Origin of the sequence: Ectopseudomonas guguanensis, assembly GCF_900104265.1 — a bacterium.
GTDB classification, from domain to species: Bacteria; Pseudomonadota; Gammaproteobacteria; order Pseudomonadales; family Pseudomonadaceae; genus Aquipseudomonas; species Aquipseudomonas guguanensis.
This window is the reverse complement of sequence record NZ_FNJJ01000004.1, coordinates 47373-66674: the sequence shown is the minus strand read 5'-3', so window position 1 is coordinate 66674 and position 19302 is coordinate 47373. Positions and strand designations below refer to the sequence as shown.

General features: G+C 64.2%; 15 protein-coding genes. 8 read left to right on the top strand and 7 right to left on the bottom strand.

What is annotated here, in order from left to right:
- Positions 1–107 precede the first annotated feature (107 nt).
- Complete coding sequence (locus BLS61_RS07120) at positions 108–1667, bottom strand: S8 family serine peptidase (protein ID WP_090429350.1); 1560 nt, start codon at positions 1665–1667, stop codon at positions 108–110.
- A gap of 389 nt (positions 1668–2056) precedes the next feature.
- Positions 2057–3478, bottom strand: coding sequence for an N-acetylglucosamine-binding protein GbpA (gene gbpA, locus BLS61_RS07115; RefSeq protein WP_090429347.1), 1422 nt, complete (start codon positions 3476–3478; stop codon positions 2057–2059).
- Positions 3479–3750: 272 nt separating this feature from the next.
- On the opposite strand from gbpA, the gene creD reads away from it, so the two are divergent.
- The 6 genes from creD (at position 3751) to trhP (ending at position 10242) form a co-directional block, all read left to right on the top strand.
- The gene (gene creD / locus BLS61_RS07110) at positions 3751–5094 is read left to right on the top strand and encodes a cell envelope integrity protein CreD (protein ID WP_090429344.1); all 1344 of its coding nucleotides are present in this window, start codon (positions 3751–3753) and stop codon (positions 5092–5094) included.
- Positions 5095–5147: 53 nt separating this feature from the next.
- Positions 5148–5450: a hypothetical protein gene (locus BLS61_RS07105; protein ID WP_090429342.1), complete on the top strand. Its 303-nt coding sequence runs from the start codon at positions 5148–5150 to the stop codon at positions 5448–5450.
- A 605-nt stretch (positions 5451–6055) separates the two neighbouring features.
- Positions 6056–6316, top strand: a complete 261-nt coding sequence (locus BLS61_RS07100; RefSeq protein WP_090429339.1) for a DUF4212 domain-containing protein — start codon at positions 6056–6058, stop codon at positions 6314–6316.
- 3 nt (positions 6317–6319) lie between these two features.
- Positions 6320–8089, top strand: a complete 1770-nt coding sequence (locus BLS61_RS07095; RefSeq protein WP_090429336.1) for a sodium:solute symporter family protein — start codon at positions 6320–6322, stop codon at positions 8087–8089.
- A 91-nt stretch (positions 8090–8180) separates the two neighbouring features.
- Positions 8181–8687 (top strand): hypothetical protein, encoded by a 507-nt coding sequence (locus BLS61_RS07090; protein ID WP_090429333.1) that lies wholly within the window; start codon positions 8181–8183, stop codon positions 8685–8687.
- Positions 8688–8937: 250 nt separating this feature from the next.
- The gene (trhP, locus tag BLS61_RS07085) at positions 8938–10242 is read left to right on the top strand and encodes a prephenate-dependent tRNA uridine(34) hydroxylase TrhP (protein ID WP_090429330.1); all 1305 of its coding nucleotides are present in this window, start codon (positions 8938–8940) and stop codon (positions 10240–10242) included.
- Positions 10243–10388: 146 nt separating this feature from the next.
- Here trhP and BLS61_RS07080 read toward each other — a convergent pair whose 3' ends face one another.
- From BLS61_RS07080 to BLS61_RS07070, 3 genes are all read right to left on the bottom strand, one after another.
- Positions 10389–11090, bottom strand: coding sequence for a 3'-5' exonuclease (locus BLS61_RS07080; protein ID WP_090429326.1), 702 nt, complete (start codon positions 11088–11090; stop codon positions 10389–10391).
- The gene (locus BLS61_RS07075; RefSeq protein WP_090429323.1) at positions 11087–13018 is read right to left on the bottom strand and encodes a putative nucleotidyltransferase substrate binding domain-containing protein; all 1932 of its coding nucleotides are present in this window, start codon (positions 13016–13018) and stop codon (positions 11087–11089) included. Before BLS61_RS07075 ends, BLS61_RS07080 begins: the two co-directional genes overlap by 4 nt.
- Before the next feature lie 247 nt (positions 13019–13265).
- Positions 13266–15443 carry a malate synthase G gene (locus tag BLS61_RS07070; protein WP_090429320.1) on the bottom strand — a complete coding sequence of 726 codons (2178 nt, stop codon included), beginning with the start codon at positions 15441–15443 and terminating at the stop codon, positions 13266–13268.
- Between the two features lie 358 nt (positions 15444–15801).
- Between BLS61_RS07070 and BLS61_RS07065 the strand changes: the two genes are divergently transcribed.
- Complete coding sequence (locus tag BLS61_RS07065) at positions 15802–16251, top strand: GNAT family N-acetyltransferase (protein WP_090429317.1); 450 nt, start codon at positions 15802–15804, stop codon at positions 16249–16251.
- A 32-nt stretch (positions 16252–16283) separates the two neighbouring features.
- On the top strand, positions 16284–16802 hold the full coding sequence (locus BLS61_RS07060; protein ID WP_090429314.1) for a glycine cleavage system transcriptional repressor: 519 nt from the start codon (positions 16284–16286) through the stop codon (positions 16800–16802).
- Between the two features lie 294 nt (positions 16803–17096).
- On the opposite strand, the gene rarD is transcribed toward BLS61_RS07060, so the two are convergent.
- Positions 17097–17990 carry an EamA family transporter RarD gene (gene rarD / locus BLS61_RS07055; RefSeq protein ID WP_090429310.1) on the bottom strand — a complete coding sequence of 298 codons (894 nt, stop codon included), beginning with the start codon at positions 17988–17990 and terminating at the stop codon, positions 17097–17099.
- A gap of 309 nt (positions 17991–18299) precedes the next feature.
- Entirely contained in the window at positions 18300–19274 is a 975-nt protein-coding gene (locus BLS61_RS07050; RefSeq protein ID WP_090429307.1) for a serine/threonine protein kinase, read from the bottom strand.
- Positions 19275–19302: the final 28 nt, after the last annotated feature.

Below are 19302 nucleotides of genomic sequence, written 5' to 3'. Positions count from 1 at the left end.
TGCCACGCAATGGCGGCGGGACGGATGGCCTGCAACCCTGCAGGTGCGTTCGGTACAGGTAGACAGGGAAAGGCCCCGGGCAGTTACCTGCCTCGGGACCTTGCGAACTACTCGTAGCGCCAGTAGAGGGTCACGCCAGAGAAGCTGGAATAGCCCATAACGCCAATATGCCAGGTGCCGGCGGCAGGATTTTCCTGAATGCAGGTTTCCTGATTGCCTTCCAGGTAGGGCCGGCAGGTCCATTGGCTGGTAGTGGGCTGGCTGCCCAGGCGGGTGTAAAGGTCGGCATCACCGCTGCCGCCACTGATCCGCACCGTCAGACGCCGGGCACCGCTGGGTACCGCCACGCTGTGGCGTACCCAGGCTCCCCGCGCGCCGGAGAGGTTGGGGTAGGTCTGCTCTTCACCACTGCCGCCATCACTGACATCGCAGCCGCGCTGGGCAATCAGGTCGCTGGCCCGCTTGGCCTTGACGATGCCGTAGCCGTAGTAGGGGTCGCGGCCTGGCGTGCCGCGGTCTTCGGCGGTGATGTTGACCACCCTGCGAATCTGCGCAGGGGTGCACTGGCGGTGCTGGCTCCACACAAGAGCGTAAACCGCCGATACATGCGGTGTGGCCATCGAGGTGCCGTTATAGCTCGCGTAGCGGTTGCCAGGCAGGGTGGAGCGCACGCCAACGCCGGGGGCGGCGACTTCGACCTGGTTGTTGTACTGCGAGAAGGATGCGTGATTACCGCTGCTGTCGACCGCTGCGACCGACACGACCGAGTCATAGGATGCAGGATAGGAGAGCGTGCTGTTGCCACTGTTGCCGGCAGCTGCAACGACCAGCACCCCGTTCTGGTAGGCCGCATCCATGGCATTGCGTTCGGTTATCGAAGAAGCGCCGCCGCCCAGGCTCATGCTGATCACCGTCGAGCTGGCCGCGCGGCACTGCTGGATGGCCATCACCAGGTCCGAACCATAGGCCCAGCTGCCGCTGTTGTTGAACACCTTGACGATATGCAGCCCCAGATTGCCCGAGGGGCTGACGCCGACTACACCGAGGTTGTTGCCGCCCAGCGCGGCGATGGTTCCGGCGACGTGGGTGCCGTGGCCATCGCCATCCTCATACCAGTTGCCGCTGTTGACGCTGCCATAGCCGTCATTGCCAGTGATGCCCGCCGAGGGCAGATCCTGATGGCCGAGGTCGTACCCGGAGTCGATGATGCACACCTTCATGTTGGAAATGGCGTTGTCCGGTAGCAGGTCGGCCTGCACCATGGGGATGCCGTAGGGCACCTGCTCGGCCATCAGGTAGCGGCGTGGGTCGAGCTCGATATAGTCGATCGCCGGGTTTGCCTGCAGCTGCTTGAGTTGCGCCGGGCTCAGGTGCGCCACGCTGGCAGCCTGGCTGTCCAGATGCATCAGCGGTTGCACCTGGGCCTGGCTGAGCAGGCGCTGGGCGGCGCGGCTTTCGAATCGGCCGGCACTCAGGGGTTGCGGCTGATTGGCCTGGCTCATCGGTGAGGGGGCCAGCTCCTTGTATTTGATGATGTAGCGCGGTGATTGCTGATCGTCCACAGCGATCTGCGCTTGGGCCGCGAAGCTGGGTTTCTCGTCGGCCTGGACCGAGCAGCCTGCGCTGAGCAATAGCAGTAAGACGGTGGTGCGTTGAAATCCTTGCATGGTTATCTCCCAAATGTGTGCCGCGTAGTGCAGCTGTCAGAACCCTAGGAGACTGTGCCGAAATGCCAAGGCCGTTCGTCGTTTTTAAGGTGTTAAAAAATCAATAAAATCAAAAGCTTATAGCAAATCTAAGGCGGCCTTTGGGCGCCCGAAAGGAGAGGGGAAACACTGCTGCTGGTACCTGGCCCAGATCTGCGGTTACACCGGAAAAGGGAGGGGGTGATCCACGCAACGCTGGCGGTCAGGGGGTATGGGTCAGTGCCTGGGCATGCCTGTGGCTCCACAAAGAGGTACGCCAAGGCGCAGCGGATGCGCCTGTGCCGTAGGTGTTTTCAGGGGTATTGGGGTGGTCGCGCCAGCCAGGCAGTTCGGCTGGCGCGGTGCTTGGCTCAGTCAGCTATCCAGGCGTCTTGCCAATGGCTGCCGATGCCGGGCTCGAACTGGGTCGAGGCGGCTGACCATTGCGTGCAATAGCCACTCTGCGGAAAGGGACGACACTGATACAGCCTTCCCGTCTTGGGTTGCAGCACCCGGGTGCCGGCCGTGTAACTGTGCAGGCCGTCAGGGAAGGTGAAGTCGTAGGTGGCGCTCTCGTCGTCTGCGACGAACATCATGTCGAAGGTTTTCTGAAACAGCTCCTCGCCGCCGGCCACTCTGGCACTGATCACCAGTTGGTGATGGCCGGGCGCAGGGTTGTCGACCTCTATGCTCAAGGGCTGGCTACTGTTGGTCAGCTCGGCGGCGGCAAAGCCTTTGGCATTGCCGTCGTGGTCGTAGAGGTAGCTGCTGATCTGCAGCGCCCCCACGGCGGTGACGTTGAAGTCAAGCCGCAGCTGGCTGCCGCGGATGCGATAGCTGGGCTGCAGGCCGTCGACCAACAGTTCGTGGTCAGGTGCAGTGGCCTTGTCGATCTGCACCTCGATGCGCTGGATGCCGCTGTCGGCGCGAGCATACAGGCTGTTCTGGCCGTACACCGGCTCAATTGCGCCGTTGCTGCCGCGCTGACCGGCTTTGAGCTGGCTCTGTTGCTGGTTGATCCGGCTGGCCAGCAGGTAGGTCCACTGGTTGCGCTGGCCCTGCTCGCTGGTTTCAATCTGCAGGCGAGTCTGCAAGTCACTGCGCTCACCGCTGGCATCGAATACGCGGGTCAGCGCCTGGTCGCCGACTTGCAGATCCACCGAGGGGTAGAGCATGCCCTTGACGTGCCAGGCGGACGGATCGGGCGGTGTCATCACATCGCCGAACATCACGTCGATCACGTTGTAGAAGCTCATCGGCGTATCGCCCACTTCCCAGACGCCCAGGATCACCTGATAGCCTTCGCGCGGCGGTACATCGCAGTTGTGGGTGGCTTCCTGCGGCGGCTGGCGCATGCCGCCATCGACCACGCAAAACGGCACCAGCTCGAACGCGGCGCGGTTCAACGGCTGATTGGCCAACCAGTCGGGGCGGGTGATGTAGTAGCGCCAGTTGCGCGTGACGTGGTTGGCGGTGAAGCGCCAGGTGAAGTTCGTCGGTCCCGCCTGAATGGGGCGTTTGGCCCAGCGGCTGACGGTCTGTTCATTGAGGGGGGCGAATTGTGCCAGCCCGGCGCTGGCGATCTGGCCATCGGCGGGGCCGCTCTGCGGGAAGCCGGAGTAGCCTTCCAGGCTTTGCGGTTCCCATTGCACTGCACCGCATCCGCTGTTCTCACCCAGTTTGCACAGGTAGCCGCGTGCTTCAGGTTGCTTGATATAGCCGTGGGCGAACAGGTTGGTGCTGGCCAGCAGCAAGCATGCGCTGGCCACGCAAATCCATTGGCGCTCGTTCATGTCTGTCCCTTATCAGATTGGATAAATCGTGATGAAACCGGTTACCGGTCGCCTTGTGAGCAACAAGTGAGTTAGTACCTTAGTGCAAAAATCTCTGTATTCCAGTGGAATTGACGAACGGTCGCACTGCCGCTGTAGGCGTGCAATCACGCGTGTCTGTGACGTCTAGAACTCCACACATTCTCCATCTGCCCTCCATCGGCGCTCCATAAAGCGACCATCCGCGCCGCCCAGACTCTGCCGTACCTTCACTCGCTACGGAGAGCCGTGCCATGAGCCGTTCCCTGGGTTTCAAGCTGGGCGCCATCGCCCTGTTGATGCTGTTGTTGATGATTCCCCTGCTGATGATCGACGGGCTGGTCGATGAGCGTCAGGGCCTGCGCTATCAGGTGCTGCAGGATATCGCCCGCAGTTCCAGCTACCGCCAGCAGATCACCGGGCCGATCCTGGTGCTGCCCTACATCAAGACCACTCACGAGTGGAAAACCAACGAGAAGACTGGCGAGCGCTATAGCGAGGAGCGTCAGCGCCGCGGCCGCCTGTATTTCCTGCCGGAGCGCTTCGTGCTCGAAGGGCAGGTCTGTACCGAGCTGCGAGCGCGCGGCATTTACGAAGCGCGTCTGTACCGCAGCGACAGCCAGATCAGCGGTCAATTCCGCCTGCCGGCGCGCCTGGGCCTGGGTGACGACCTGGGCTTCTACCGCTTCGAAAAACCCTTCCTCGCCGTCGGCATCAGCGATATCCGTGGCATCAGCAACGACCTGCAACTGCGCCTGAATGGCCAGACGTTGAGTTTCGCACCGGGCAGCGGCGACGATAATTTCGGCGCCGGTGTGCATGCGCCGCTACCAGCTCTGGATGCGCAGGGCGGGCAGACGCTGGAGTTCGCCTTCGATCTGAAACTGCAGGGCACCGAGCAGCTCTCGATAGTGCCGGTCGGGCGCGATAGCCGGGTCAAGCTGCACTCCGACTGGCCGCATCCGAGCTTCGTCGGCGAATACCTGCCGAGCAGTCGCGAGATCAGCGCTGCGGGTTTCACGGCCGAGTGGCAGACCAGCTTCTTCGCCACCAACCTGGAGGATGCATTGCGCGGCTGCGTGGGCGCTGACCGTTGCCAGGACCTGTTCGGGCGCAACTTCGGGGTGAGTTTCGTCGACCCGGTGGATCAGTATCTGAAGACCGACCGCGCGATCAAATATGCGCTGCTGTTCATCGCCCTGACCTTCGCCACCTTCTTCCTCTTCGAGGTGCTCAAGCGCCTGGCCGTGCACCCGGTGCAGTACGCCCTGGTCGGCCTGTCGCTGGCGCTGTTCTACCTGCTGCTCTTGTCGCTCTCCGAGCACCTGGATTTCGCCCTGGCCTATGCGCTGTCCGCCAGTGCCTGCGTCGCTCTGATCGGCTTCTACGTCAGCTTCGTGCTGCATAGCTGGCGGCGCGGGTTGGGCTTCGGCAGCCTGCTGGCCGCGCTATACGCCATGCTCTATGGCCTGCTCAGCGCCGAGGACTACGCCCTGCTGATGGGCTCGCTGCTGGTGTTCGGCGTGCTCGGTAGCGTGATGGTGCTGACCCGCAAGCTGGACTGGTACGGCGTCGGTCGCATTGCCCCGCAAGCCTGAATCTGTTCGGCGCGGTCAGTGCAGGCCGCGCCCTTTTTACCGGAGGTGATCCCATGCGTCTTTTCATGCAGTTTTCCGCCTGCCTGGGCCTCGGTCTGGTGGTGGCGGTGATGATCCTCATCGGCCTGATGTTCTTTGGCTGGTTCAACCTGATCGACGGCCTGTTGCTGACCGGCAAGCCGCTGGCCAGCCTGAGTCTGATGGTACTGCCGGAGGGCTTCTGGAGTGCCCTGACCGGCATTCAGGATGCGGCGCAAAACAGCACGTTGCGCTCCTTCCTGTCGCTGTGCGCGGCGCTGGGCCAGGTTGGCCTGCTGCTGGCGCTGGGCTTTATGCGCCTGTGGTATCGGGCATGAGCGGGCATATCGGTTTGCGCGAGGATGCGCGTGTCGGGCGCCGCCTGGCACGGCGGATCGCGGCGCTATTTGCGCCGCGCGAAGCTGCGGGAAATCCGGCGGGTTGCACCCGCCCTACGCAGTGGAAACCGTAGGGTGTCGCGGGGCCGCCCAGGCCATGCGCACCGCTTTTTCCCTGTCGCCGGTGGTGCGCACGGCGCACCCTACCTGCGGCTCCTGCATCGTCCGCCAGGAGCAAATCCCGGTCGGGCACAACCAGCCCTCTCGCTCCTTTTGGAATGGGTCAGGGCAGGCTGTGTTCGGAGGGGGAGCAGCGAGAGCGGGCAGGGCGAGAAGCGGGACGACCAGGCGTCGCATGGTGTGAATCCTTGGGGGCGGAGGGTAGGTGAGGACCCGGGATTCCAGTGATTCAGAGAATCATTATCAAATGCATGCTTATTGCAGGGTTCGCCTTGGCAGCCATCGTTTTTCTTCTACAGTTTCCAGCGTTTCCGACCCCTGTCCGAAACGTGGCACGGCGGCTAATACCAATGTCTAGCTGTCGGCCGGAGCTGGCCTGCTGCTAGCTTGAAGCTGCATCAGAATAACAATAACCGGAGGCGTCTATGACTTCTGAAAAAGCAAATGCCGCGGCCTACTGGAAGGCCAACGTGCGGCTCATCACCTGGAGCCTGGTTGTCTGGGCGCTGGTTTCCTACGGATTCGCCATGATTCTGCGCCCGATGGTCGCGGGAATCTCCGTTGGCGGCTCCGACCTCGGATTCTGGTTCGCGCAGCAAGGCTCAATCCTCTTCTTCATCGGGCTCATTTTTCACTACGCGTGGAGACTGAACAAACTCGATAAAGAATTTGGCGTCGAGGAGTAAGTCATGAGCCAATTCGTCATCAACATGTTGTTCGTAGGTGCGTCCTTCGCGCTCTACATCGGCATCGCCATCTGGGCGCGTGCCGGCTCCACCAAAGAGTTCTACGTCGCCGGCGGTGGTGTGCATCCGGTCACTAACGGCATGGCGACGGCCGCTGACTGGATGTCCGCAGCCTCCTTCATCTCCATGGCGGGCCTGATTGCCGCCGGCGGTTATGCCAACTCCACCTTCCTCATGGGCTGGACCGGCGGCTACGTGCTGCTGGCGATGCTGCTGGCACCCTACCTGCGCAAGTTCGGCAAGTTCACCGTGCCGGATTTCATCGGTGATCGCTTCTACAGTCGCGGCGCACGCCTGACTGCGGTGATCTGCCTGGTGATCATCTCCGTGACCTACGTGATCGGTCAGATGGCCGGCGCCGGTGTGGCCTTCTCGCGCTTCCTCGAGGTGAGCAACTCCACCGGTATCTGGATCGCCGCGGCTGTGGTGTTCGCCTACGCCGTATTCGGCGGCATGAAGGGCATCACCTACACCCAGGTGGCGCAGTACGTGGTGCTGATCGTGGCCTACACCATTCCGGCCATCTTCATCTCCCTGCAACTGACCGGTAATCCGATCCCGCCGCTGGGCCTGTTCGGGGACCACGTCGAGTCCGGCGTGCCGCTGCTGCAGAAGCTCGATGAAGTGGTGCGTGAGCTGGGCTTCGCTGCCTACACCGCCGATGTCGACAACAAGCTGAACATGGTGCTGTTCACCATGTCGCTGATGATCGGTACCGCCGGTCTGCCGCACGTGATCATCCGCTTCTTCACCGTGCCGAAGGTTTCCGACGCACGCTGGTCGGCTGGCTGGACCCTGATCTTCATCGCCCTGCTGTACCTCACCGCTCCGGCCGTGGCCTCCATGGCACGCCTGAACCTGGTGACCACCATCTATCCGCAAGGCGCTTCTGCTCCGGCGCTGTCCTATGACGAGCGTCCGCAGTGGGTCAAGAACTGGGAACAGACCGGCCTGATCAAGTGGGAAGACAAGAATGGCGACGGTCGCATCCAGATGTACAACGATGCCGCACCGGCCTTCACGCCGACCGCTCAGGAGCGTGGCTGGAACGGCAATGAGCTGACCGTGAACAACGACATCCTGGTGCTGGCCAACCCGGAGATCGCCAACCTGCCCGGCTGGGTGGTCGGCCTGATCGCGGCGGGCGCCATTGCGGCGGCCCTGTCGACGGCTGCGGGATTGTTGCTGGCGATTTCTTCGGCCATCAGTCATGACCTGATCAAGACCTTGATCAATCCGAAGATCAGCGAGAGGGGGGAAATGCGCGCAGCGCGGATCTCCATGGCTTGCGCGATCCTGCTGGCGACCTATCTCGGCCTGAATCCACCAGGGTTCGCCGCGCAGGTGGTGGCGCTGGCCTTCGGTATCGCCGCGGCGACGCTGTTCCCGGTGCTGATGATGGGGATCTTCTCCAAGCGCATGAACGACAAGGGCGCGATCTGCGGTATGGTCGCCGGCCTGGTGATCACCCTGCTGTACATCTTCACCTACCTGGGCTGGTTCTTCGTTCCGGGGACCAACATGCTGCCAAACACCCCGGACCAGTGGTTCATGGGTATCTCCCCGGCTTCCTTCGGTACCGTCGGCGCCCTGATCAACTTCGCCGTGGCCTACGCCGTGTCGATGGTCACCGCCGAGCCGCCGCAGGAAATCCAGGACCTGGTGGAAAGCGTGCGTACCCCTAAAGGTGCTGGTGCCGCTCTGAGCCACTGAGCATAATCCGGGCCTGACGCCATCGGTCGATGGTCCAGGGTCTGACAGACGGGCCTCCAGTGGAGGCCCGTCTTTTTTCGGGAACAGTCATATGTTGTGGACTTTGCTTGCCATCGTGGTGGCGGGGCTCGGCGCTGCCGGTATCGCCCTGCTGCTGCGCAAACTGACGCGCAACAAACTGCCGAAGTGGATCGTGCCGCTGTTCGGTGGCCTGGGGATGCTGGGTTATCAGGTGTTCTACGAGTACTCCTGGTTCGAGCATCAGCAGGCGCGCCAGCCCGCGGAGTCGGTCGTGGTGGCGACCGAGGCGGGCCATGTGTTCTGGCGCCCGTGGAGCTACTTCGTGCCGATGGTCACCGCCTTCACCGTGCTCGACAGCAAGAGCGTCGTGCGCGAGCAGGTGGCGGACGCGCAGGTAGCCGAGTTCATGCTCTATCGCTTCGAGAAGCAGCATATCGATCACGTCGCGCACCAGGCGCATCTGCTCAACTGCACGACCGCCGAACTGCTGCCGCTGGATGCGCAGAAGCAGCCGCAGCTGGCGCAGCTCAAGCGCATCGGCAAGGACGACCTGCTCTACCGGCAGGTGTGTCGCTAGCCTTTCATTCTTGCGTCGCGGCAGTGGTGCGCGCGGCGCACCCTACGCGAAAGCGCAGCATCGGTGCGCGTGAACTGGGCGACCACGCCCTATTTGCTGATGCCTCTTACTGTAGGGTGCGCCGTGCGCACCGCCCCTTCACTGATGGTGCCTGACTCGGCCGCTTTTCAGCGCCCGATAGACCCAGGTCAATATCTACGCCTGCCACCTGCATAGAATCGCCAGCCCCTGATTTTTCGAGCCTGCGGTCATGCCCCGTTTTCCCGAACTGTTGTCGCCAGCCGGTACCCTGAAGAACATGCGCTACGCCTTCGCCTACGGCGCCGATGCGGTGTATGCCGGGCAGCCGCGTTACAGCCTGCGCGTGCGCAACAACGAGTTCGACCACGCCAACCTCGCCCTCGGCATCGATGAGGCGCACGCGCAGGGCAAGCAGTTCGTGGTGGTCAACATCGCCCCGCACAACGCCAAGCTCAGGACCTTCCTCAAGGACCTGGCGCCGGTGATCGAGATGCGTCCCGATGCGCTGATCATGTCCGACCCCGGCCTGATCATGCTGGTGCGTCAGCACTATCCGCAGATGCCGATTCACCTGTCGGTGCAGGCCAATGCGGTGAACTGGGCCAGCGTCGAGTTCTGGCGCCAGCAGGGGCTGACGCGGGTGATCCTGTCGCGCGAGCTGTCGCTGGAGGAAATCGAGGAGATCCGCAGCGAGGTGCCCGGCATGGAGCTGGAAGTGTTCGTCCATGGCGCGCTGTGCATGGCCTACTCCGGGCGCTGCCTGCTGTCGGGCTACATCAATCGCCGCGATCCCAACCAGGGCACCTGCACCAACGCTTGCCGCTGGCAGTACCAGGCCACGCCTGCGAGCGAGAACGAACTGGGCGAGATCGTCCGTGTGGTCGAGCCGACCCTGGGCCGGGGTGCGCCGACCACCCAGGCCTTCGTGCTCGAAGAGTCGGGCCGGCCGGGCGAGGAAATGGCCGCCTTCGAAGACGAGCACGGCACCTACATCATGAACTCCAAGGACCTGCGTGCGGTGCAGCACGTCGAGGGCCTGGTGCGCATGGGCGTGCATTCGCTGAAGATCGAAGGGCGCACCAAGAGCCATTTCTACGTGGCGCGCACCGCGCAGGTCTACCGCCGCGCCATCGACGATGCGCTGGCCGGCAAGCCGTTCGATCCGAGTCTGCTGGGCAGCCTGGAGTCACTGGCGCACCGTGGCTACACCGAGGGCTTCCTGCGCCGCCATGTGCATGACGAGTATCAGAACTACCAGCGCGGCAGCTCGGTGTCGGAGCGTCAGCAGTTCGTCGGCGAGCTGACCGGCGAGCGCCGTGGCGAACTGGTCGAGGTGCGGGTGAAGAACCGCTTCGCCGTGGGTGATGGCTTGGAGCTGATGACGCCGCAGGGCAACCTGCGTTTCAGTCTGGAGCACCTGCAGAACGCTCAAGGGCAGGCGCAGCCGGTGGCGCCTGGCGACGGCCACGTCCTGTATTTGCCGCTGCCGGCGGATGTGCAACTGGAATACGGTCTGCTGATGCGCGATCTGTAGCGCGCGAGGGCGCTGGTGCGCACGGCGCACCCTACGTGGGCGCCAATCCGTAGGGTGCGCCGTGCGTACCGGGGATGGTGAATTGCTCTATTGCAGAAGAGGTCAGGGCCAAGGAAGCGTTGCAATTACGCCGTGGTGCGCGTTGGTCACATCGCCTGCTGGCGCCTGCGCCGGCTGGCCAGCTGACGCTCCAGCTCGCAAAGACTGTCGATACCCTGACGGCGCGCCTTGCTGAACAGCATCAGCGCCAGTTCGGCGGTGACCAGGGCGTCGGCGCTGGCGTTGTGCCGCTGGTGTACCTGTAGGCCGAATTCGGCGACCCACTCGTCCAGCCCTCCCTGACGGATGCGTGACTGCGGGCACAGCAGCGGAGCGATCTCGGCTACGTCGAAGAAGCTGTGCTGCAGGCGATAGCCCAGGTGCTGCTTGAGTGCGCGGGCCAGCATGCGCTGGTCGAAGCCCGCGTGGAAGGCCAGCAGCGGGCTGCTGCCGACGAACTCCATGAATTCCAGCAGCGCCTCCGCGGGATCGACGCCGCGGGCCACTTCACTGGGGGCGATGCCGTGAATCAGGGTGCTGGCGCTGGCCTGATGATCGGGCTGGTGCAGCGTGCATTCGAACTGTTCGGCGAAGTCGATGGCGCCGTTGTCGATCACCACCGCGCCGATGGCCAGCACCTGATCACGGCGCATGTTCAGGCCGGTGGTTTCCAGATCGAGCACGACGAAGCGCTGCTGATGCAGCGGGCGCTCGTCGAAGGGCGCCGGCATTCTCAGCTCGTCGCGGCGCTGCAACTGCTGCTGGGTCAGGGCCGGACCACGGCCGGTGAACCAGGTGAACTTGCTCATAGCTGATACCTCATGGCCAGGCTGCTCTGCAGGCGCTGCGCCTGGCGGAACGACTCGCGCAGAATACGCCGGTCCAGGTGGTTGAGGTGGTCGGGGTCGACCCGATTGGAGTAGGGCAGCTCATCGCGTGCCTGCAGCTGGTGCTGCTGCATGCGCGTCTGCTGAATGAAGTGGTAGGCCTCTTCATAGGCGGCGCCGTCCAGCGCATCGATCACGCCCTTGGCGATCAGCGCACGCAAGCGCTCCAGGGTGCCGACCGCGCCGATGCCATTGGCCAGCGCGAGCAGGCGCGCCCCGTCGACGAAAGGCGTCAGGCCCTGCACCTTGAGGTCCAGGGTGTCCTTGTCGGCGCCGGAACGTGCCACCACGAAATCGCGGAAGCGCCCGACCGGTGGGCGCTGGCGCAGGGCGTTCTCGGCCAGCATCTTCTGGAACAGGCTGTTGCTGGCGACGCGGCGGAGCAGCTCCTCGCGCAGTTGCTCGCAGCCTTCGTCCGGGCCCCAGATGGTGCGCAGGTCGAAGTAGATCGACGAGCCCAGCAGGTTCTCCGGCGTGGCTTCGAGGACGAAGCCGGCGAAGCGCCGTGACCATTCCTGGCGCGACAGGCACAGCTCGGGATTGCCGGCCATGATGTTGCCCTTGCACAGGGTGAAACCGCACTGTGCCAGGCGCTGGTTGATCTCGCGCGCGATGGGTAGCAGGCGCTCGCGAATGGCCGCGGCCTCGGCGGCATCGCTGGCCTCGAAGAGGATGCCGTTGTCCTGGTCGGTGTGCAGGGTCTGTTCGCGGCGGCCTTCGCTGCCGAAGCACAGCCAGGTGAAGGGGATGCCTGGATCGCCCATGTCCTCGAGGGTCAGCTCGATCACCCGGCATACGGTGTGGTCGTTGAGCAGGGTGACGATATGGGTGATCTGCGTCGAGCTGGCGCCGTGGGCGAGCATGCGATCGACCAGCAGGCGGATGTCGCTGCGCAGCCCGGCCAGCGTCTCGACCTTGCCGGCGTGACGGATGGTGCGCGCCAGATGCACCAGGTCGACGCGCTGCAGGCTGAACAGGTCGCGCTCGGAAATCACCCCGCAGAGTTTCTCGTGTTCCACCAGGCAGACGTGGGCGATGTGTCGCTCGGTCATGGCGATGGCGGCATCGAAGGCGCTGGCATCCGGCGCCAGATGGAAGGGGTTGGGCGTCATCAGGTTGCTGATCTGCTGGGCCAGGTCGACGCCGTCGGCGACCACCCGGCGCAGATCGCGCAGGGTGAAGATGCCCAGCGGTTTGTCGGCCGGGTCGAGCACCACGATGCTGCCCACGTGCTGTTCGTGCATCAGTCGCACGGCATCGCGCAGCGGCGTGTCGGGCGCGCAGCCGATGGGTTGGCGCATGGCCAGTTCGCCCAGGCGGGTGTCCAGCGAATACTGCGCGCCGAGGGTTTCAACCGCACGCAACTGCACTTGCTGGTTGACCTGGTCGAGCAGGCTGCTGACCCCGCGCAGGGCGAAGTCGCGCAGCGGGTTGGAAACGGCGAACAGCTTGATGAAGGCGTGCTTGGCCAGCAGCAGGCAGAAGGTGTCTTCGGCGGCCAGGTGTTCGGTGCGCGTGGCGCGCTCGCCGATCAGCGCCGCCAGCGGGAAGCATTCGCCGGCCGTGATCTCGAAGGTGGTCTCGGTGCCGCGCCTCGCGCTGTGTGGGCGCTCGCCGTGCACGCGGCCCTGCTTGACGATGTAGAAGTGCTCGACCGGGCCATCGCTGGGCTTGATGATCGAGTCGCCCTCGGCATAGAAGCGCAGCTGGCAGTGCTCGACCAGAAACGCCAGGTGGGCGGTGTCCATCTGGTTGAAAGGCGGGAACTTCTGCAGGAACTCCATGGTGCCGTGGATGTTCTGCAGCACCGCAGTTTTGCCCGCATCGGCCATCGCGTCGGCCTTGCTCATGGGCGTGCGCCTCGCAGTTTCGGGATGGTGTCAGTGTGGTCGCGACTGTCCGCGTTGCCCATTGCACCTAAGTAGGGTGCCGGGCGCGTGGTCTTGACGAAATTCTGACTTGTGCCCGGGCAGACTGCACCCGCCCATGTATTCCGTAAAGAGCAAACATTCAGCTTCCGTGGGAGGGGCTTCAGCCGCGACTGCCCAATAAAAAACCGCCCCGGAGGGCGGTTTATTCATTCGCGCAGCGTCCGCATCACAGACCGTTCTTGGCCTTGAACTCGCGACGACGGCGGTGCAGCACCGGCTCGGTGTAACCGTTGGGCTGCTTGGTGCCTTCGATCACCAGCTCCAGCGCGGCCTGGAAGGCGACGTTGTTGTCGAAGTCCGGAGCCAGCGGGCGGTACAGCGGGTCATTGGCGTTCTGGCGATCCACCACCGGCGCCATGCGCTTGAGGCTTTCGACCACCTGCGCCTCGGTAACGATGCCGTGGCGCAGCCAGTTGGCCAGCAACTGGCTGGAGATGCGCAGGGTGGCGCGGTCTTCCATCAGGCCGACGTCATTGATGTCCGGCACCTTGGAGCAGCCGACGCCCTGGTCGATCCAGCGCACTACGTAGCCGAGGATGCCTTGCGCGTTGTTGTCCAGCTCGTTGCGGATTTCTTCTGCTGACCAGCTGGTGTCCTTGGCCAGCGGGATGGTCAGGATGTCGTCCACCGAAGCCGGGGTGCGCTTGGCCAGTTCGGCCTGACGGGCGAACACGTCGACCTTGTGGTAGTGCAGGGCGTGCAGGGTGGCGGCGGTCGGCGAGGGGACCCAGGCGGTGTTGGCGCCGGACAGCGGGTGCGCGACTTTCTGCTCGAGCATGGCGGCCATCAGGTCCGGCATGGCCCACATGCCCTTGCCGATCTGCGCGCGGCCCTGCAGACCGGTGGCCAGGCCGACATCGACGTTGTTGTTCTCGTAGGCACCGATCCAGGTCTCGCTCTTCATGGCGGCCTTGCGCACCACGGCGCCGGCTTCCATGGAGGTGTGGATCTCGTCACCGGTACGGTCGAGGAAGCCGGTGTTGATGAATACCACGCGCTCGCTGGCGGCCTTGATGCAGGCCTTGAGGTTGACGGTGGTGCGGCGCTCTTCGTCCATGATGCCGACCTTCAGGGTGTTGCGGGCCAGGCCCAGTACATCCTCGACACGGGCGAAGATTTCGCTGGCGAAGGCGACTTCTTCCGGGCCGTGCATCTTCGGTTTGACGATGTACACGCTGCCGGTGCGGGTGTTCTTGCGCGTGGTGTTGCCGATCAGGTTGTGCACCGCGATCAGGCTGGTGAACAGGGCGTCCTGGATGCCTTCCGGAATCTCGTTGCCTTCGGCGTCGAGAATGGCCGGGTTGGTCATCAGGTGGCCGACGTTGCGCACGAACAGCAGCGAGCGGCCATGCAGGGTCAGCTCGGAGCCGTCCGGCTTGGTGTAGACGCGGTCCGGGTTCATGGTGCGGGTGAAGGTCTGGCCGCCCTTGGACACTTCTTCGGCCAGGTCGCCCTTCATCAGGCCCAGCCAGTTACGGTAGACCACCACCTTGTCGTCGGCATCGACGGCGGCGACGGAGTCTTCGCAGTCCATGATGGTGGTCAGCGCGGCTTCCATCAGCACGTCTTTCACGCCGGCGGCGTCGGTGCTGCCGATGGGGCTGGAGGCATCGATCTGGATTTCGAAGTGCAGGCCGTTGTGCTTGAGCAGCACGGCGATCGGCGCGCCGGCCTCGCCCTGGAAGCCGACCAATTGCGCGTCGTCACGCAGGCCGCTGTTGCTGCCACCCTTGAGGGCGACGACCAGCTTGCCGTCGACGATGGCATAGCCGGTGGAGTCGACGTGCGAGCCGGCAGTCAGCGGCGCGGCCTCGTCGAGGAAGGCGCGGGCGAAGGCGATGACCTTGTCGCCACGCACCTTGTTGTAGCCCTTGCCCTTCTCGGCGCCGCCTTCTTCGCTGATCACGTCGGTGCCGTACAGCGCGTCGTACAGCGAGCCCCAGCGGGCGTTGGAGGCGTTCAGGGCGAAGCGCGCGTTCATCACCGGCACCACCAGCTGCGGGCCGGCCAGGCGGGCGATCTCTTCGTCGACATTGGCAGTGGTGGCCTGGAAGTCTTCCGGCTCCGGCAGCAGGTAGCCGATTTCCTGGAGGAAGGCCTTGTAGGCAGCGGCGTCATGGGCCTGACCCTTGCGCGCCTGGTGCCAGGCATCGATCTGTGCCTGCAGCTCGTCGCGCTTGGCCAGCAGGGCACGGTTCTTCGGTGCCAGGTCCTTGATGACCGCAGCGGCACCGGCCCAGAACTGGTCGGCAGCGATGCCGGTACCGGGAATGGCTTCGTTGTTCACGAAGTCGTACAGGGCTTTGGCGACCTGCAGGCCACCGACTTGAACGCGTTCAGTCATCACTTGCCTCACTCTCTGAGCTTTACTCAATCGCCGCTTCGGGCACCTCTGAAAACGACCTGCGGGTCACCGCCTGCGCTTTCAGAGAGGCTCGTCGGAGACGGGCTGGCCGTCTTGTAGTCCGTGGCGCGGCATACTACATCAAGATTTCGGGGAAATGCAGTGGGTGCGCGTCAGACTGCGACCAAAAGACTAATTTGGGTCATTTCTCATGCGTCTTGTGCGCAAAAAACTTATCTATTGTTCCATAAAATCTGTAAAAACGTACACGATTAATTGGCCTGGCTACTGACAACCGAGCCAATATGGCCTACGCGTCCCTCGCCTATACTGCCCGACACGCCTTCTGGAGCCTGCCATGACGGTTTCCGCTGCCTCTGCTGCCGATCTTGTCGATCTCACCCGGCTCTTTGCCGGCTATCTGCGTTTCTATCAGGTGCCGCGGGCGGATGCGGATATCGCCGCCTTCCTCCGTGCGCGCCTGGAGCGCGGGGATTCGCAGTTGTTCATCGCCCGTGACGGGCGGGGCGCCGCGCAGGGTTTCGTGCAGCTGTATCCCTTTCTGTCCTCGCTGGCGCTGGAACCGGCCTGGCTGCTCAGCGATCTGTATGTCGACGAAAGCGCGCGCCGCTGCGGCGTTGGCGAAGCGCTGATGAACGCTGCCCGCGCCTATGCCGAGGCAACCGGGGCCTGCGGTCTGCAACTGGAGACGGCAAAGACCAACCTGGCCGGCCAGCGTCTTTATGAGCGGCTCGGTTATGTGCGTGACGAACAGTTCTTCACCTACTGGCTGTCGCTGCGCGGCTGACTTTTCCATCCTGTGAACGAGTGAGGTAGTACATGGATCATCTGGTACTGACTGTGATTGCCCAGGACCAACCGGGGCTGGTCGAGCGTCTGGCTGGCTGCGTGGCCAATCATGGCGGCAACTGGCTGGAGAGTCGTATGGCACGCATGGCTGGGCAATTCGCCGGGATCGTGCGGGTGGATGTGCCGGCCGAGGCCCATGGCGGCCTGATCAAGGAACTCGAAGCGTTGAGCGCGCACGGCATTCGCGTGCAGCTGGCGGCCAGCGGTAGCGAACCGGGCGGGCGCTTCACCGCGATTCGTCTGGAACTGGTGGGCAACGACCGCCCCGGTATCGTCCGTGACATCACCCGCGTGCTGGCCGAGCAGGGCGTCAACCTGGAGAGCCTGCTCACCGAGGTGGCGCCGGCGCCGATGAGCGGCGAGTTGCTGTTCACCGCCGAAGCGCTGCTCGCCGTGCCGGAAACGCTGGCCCTGGAGCAACTGCAGGCGCGCCTGGAGACCCTGGCCGACGATCTGATGGTGGAGCTGAATCTGCGTGCAGAGGAGTGATATCCACGGCTGGCGTGGATCGGCCTGTGGGCAAACTGGGGAGCCCCGGCGCACTGCCTAGTGCCCCGGGGCTTTTCGTTGGCTGGCCAAAAATGCAGCAGGATCAAGGGCTTGTGCACAAATGCCGGGGATGGAACTGTGGATAAGCCGGGGGTGACAGGCGCAGCGCCAGGGCTGGCGAGGCCTGGCGCCGGATGGGTGTTTTTTGTTCAGTGAAAGAGAGCCGGTGCGCGCAGCGCACCCTACGAGGATGCTCGGCGCGGAATCCTAGGGTGCGCTGCGCGCACCGCCGAGTTAAGCGTTCGAGCGCTTGCGCAGGCTCAGCCAGATATCCAGGCTGTATACAAACAGCCCGGCCCAGATGCAGGCGAAGGCCAGCAGGGTGCTCGGCGAGAAATGCTCGTCGAAGATCAGGATGGCCTGCAGCAGCACCAGGGTCGGCGCCAGGTACTGCAGAAAGCCCAGCGTGGTGTAGGGCAGATGCCGCGCCGCGGCGTTGAAGCACACCAGCGGTACCAGGGTGATGGGGCCGGCTGCCGCCAGCCAGAGCGCCTGGCTGCTAGTCCAGAAACTCGCCTGGCTGCTCATCGCCGCAGGGTGCAGCACCAGCCAGGCCAGTGCCACCGGCAGCAGCAGCCAGGTTTCCACCACCAGCCCGGGCAGCGCTGCCACCGGCGCCTGCTTGCGGATCAGCCCGTAGAAGCCGAAGGTCAGCGCCAGTACCAGCGATACCCAGGGCAGGCTGCCAACCTGCCAAAGCTGCTGCAGCACGCCCAGCGCGGCCAGACCGACCGCCAGCCACTGCAGGCGGCGCAGGCGCTCGCCAAGGATCAGCAGACCGAGCAGCACGTTGATCAGCGGGTTGATGTAGTAGCCCAGGCTGGCTTCGATCATCCGCTCGCTGTTCACCGCCCACACGTACACCAGCCAGTTGGTGGCGATCAGCAGGCCGCAGCCGGCCAGCACCGCCAGGCGCTTGGGGTTGTCGCGCAGCTCGCGCCACCAGCCCGGGTGTTTCCAGACGAGCAGCAGCAGGCCGCCGAACAGCGCCGACCAGAGTACCCGGTGGACGATGATCTCCATCGCCGGCACGCTTTGCAGAGCTTTGAAGTAGAGCGGGAACAGACCCCAGATGATGTAGGCGGTAAGGCCCAGAATGTACCCGCGTTGCGGGTTGGCGGTGGCCATTGGAAATCCTTGGTTAGGCAGCTAACGGTTGCCGCGAAATTCTAGCGTTCTGTCCGCTGCCTTGTCTGTTCGTTCAGCTTTTTCCACATACCGAAGTGCCGGCAAAGTCGTAAGGCAAAGTTTACGCGGCGTGCATAACTGTATCGGTCGACCCAGCACGTAGCCCGGTGCCATCCGGGGTTATTCCACTGTTGGCGTTGCGGGTCGCCGTCCAGGTAGGGTGCGCCGCGCGCACCAGCCGTTCCGGATACACCTGCTCACCGTTCGGCATCGCCCGCATCGGTGCGCACGGCGCACCCTACCGACGCCTCAGAACAGCCGCAGCGGCTCCTCGTCCAGCGCCGCCAGTTGTTCGCGCAGAGAGAGAATCTGGTCGCCCCAGTAGCGCTCACCGGCGAACCAGGGGAAGGCCAGGGGGAAGGCCGGATCGTCCCAGCGCCGCGCGATCCAGGCGCTGTGGTGCATCAGGCGCAGGGCGCGCAGGCCCTCGATCAGCGGCAGTTCACGGGCGGCGAAGTCGTGGAATTCCTGATAGCCGTCGACCAGCTCGGCGAGCTGGCCGAGGCGTTCGTGGCGCTCGCCGGCCAGCATCATCCACAGGTCCTGCACCGCCGGGCCCATGCGGCAGTCGTCGAGGTCGACCATATGGAAGGCGTCGTCGCGGTGCAGCAGGTTGCCGGGGTGGCAGTCGCCGTGCAGACGGATCGGCGTGTAGCGCACGCGGGCGAACAGCTCGTCGAGCCGGGCGAGCAGGTCGCGCGCCACCGACTCGTAGGCGGGCAGCAGGCTGCGCGGTACGAAGCCGCCATCGAGCAGGGCGGCCAGCGAGGCGTGGCCGAAGCCGCTGACCGTCAGACTTTCGCGATGCGCGAAGGGGCGGCTGGCGGCGATGGCATGCATGCGCCCGAGCAACTGGCCGAGGCGATACAGCTGGTCGAGGTTGCCCGGCTCCGGCGCGCGTCCGCCGCGGCGGGGAAACAACGCGAAGCGAAAGCCGCCATGTTCGAACAGCGTCTCGCCATCGCGCAGCAGTGGCGCCACCACCGGCACTTCGTGTTCGGCCAGTTCCAGGCTGAAGGCGTGCTCTTCGCGGATCGCCGCATCGCTCCAGCGGTCCGGGCGATAGAACTTGGCGATCAGCGGCGTTTCGTCTTCGATGCCCACCTGATAGACGCGGTTCTCGTAGCTGTTGAGCGCCAAGACGCGGGCGTCGCTGAGGTAGCCAAGGCTCTCCACGGCATCGAGCACCAGATCCGGGGTGAGGGTGGAAAAGGGATGGCTCATGAGCGGCTCCGCAAAGGTGGACGCACAG

Coding starts and splice junctions, on each gene's coding strand:
- BLS61_RS07080 (WP_090429326.1), bottom strand. CDS start 11,090: ATGAGCAAGTTCACCTGGTTCACCGGCCGTGGTCCGGCCCTGACCCAG.
- BLS61_RS07070 (WP_090429320.1), bottom strand. CDS start 15,443: ATGACTGAACGCGTTCAAGTCGGTGGCCTGCAGGTCGCCAAAGCCCTG.
- BLS61_RS07095 (WP_090429336.1), top strand. CDS start 6,320: ATGAGCCAATTCGTCATCAACATGTTGTTCGTAGGTGCGTCCTTCGCG.
- creD (WP_090429344.1), top strand. CDS start 3,751: ATGAGCCGTTCCCTGGGTTTCAAGCTGGGCGCCATCGCCCTGTTGATG.
- trhP (WP_090429330.1), top strand. CDS start 8,938: ATGCCCCGTTTTCCCGAACTGTTGTCGCCAGCCGGTACCCTGAAGAAC.
- gbpA (WP_090429347.1), bottom strand. CDS start 3,478: ATGAACGAGCGCCAATGGATTTGCGTGGCCAGCGCATGCTTGCTGCTG.
- BLS61_RS07060 (WP_090429314.1), top strand. CDS start 16,284: ATGGATCATCTGGTACTGACTGTGATTGCCCAGGACCAACCGGGGCTG.
- BLS61_RS07065 (WP_090429317.1), top strand. CDS start 15,802: ATGACGGTTTCCGCTGCCTCTGCTGCCGATCTTGTCGATCTCACCCGG.
- rarD (WP_090429310.1), bottom strand. CDS start 17,990: ATGGCCACCGCCAACCCGCAACGCGGGTACATTCTGGGCCTTACCGCC.
- BLS61_RS07105 (WP_090429342.1), top strand. CDS start 5,148: ATGCGTCTTTTCATGCAGTTTTCCGCCTGCCTGGGCCTCGGTCTGGTG.
- BLS61_RS07100 (WP_090429339.1), top strand. CDS start 6,056: ATGACTTCTGAAAAAGCAAATGCCGCGGCCTACTGGAAGGCCAACGTG.
- BLS61_RS07075 (WP_090429323.1), bottom strand. CDS start 13,018: ATGAGCAAGGCCGACGCGATGGCCGATGCGGGCAAAACTGCGGTGCTG.
- BLS61_RS07050 (WP_090429307.1), bottom strand. CDS start 19,274: ATGAGCCATCCCTTTTCCACCCTCACCCCGGATCTGGTGCTCGATGCC.
- BLS61_RS07090 (WP_090429333.1), top strand. CDS start 8,181: ATGTTGTGGACTTTGCTTGCCATCGTGGTGGCGGGGCTCGGCGCTGCC.
- BLS61_RS07120 (WP_090429350.1), bottom strand. CDS start 1,667: ATGCAAGGATTTCAACGCACCACCGTCTTACTGCTATTGCTCAGCGCA.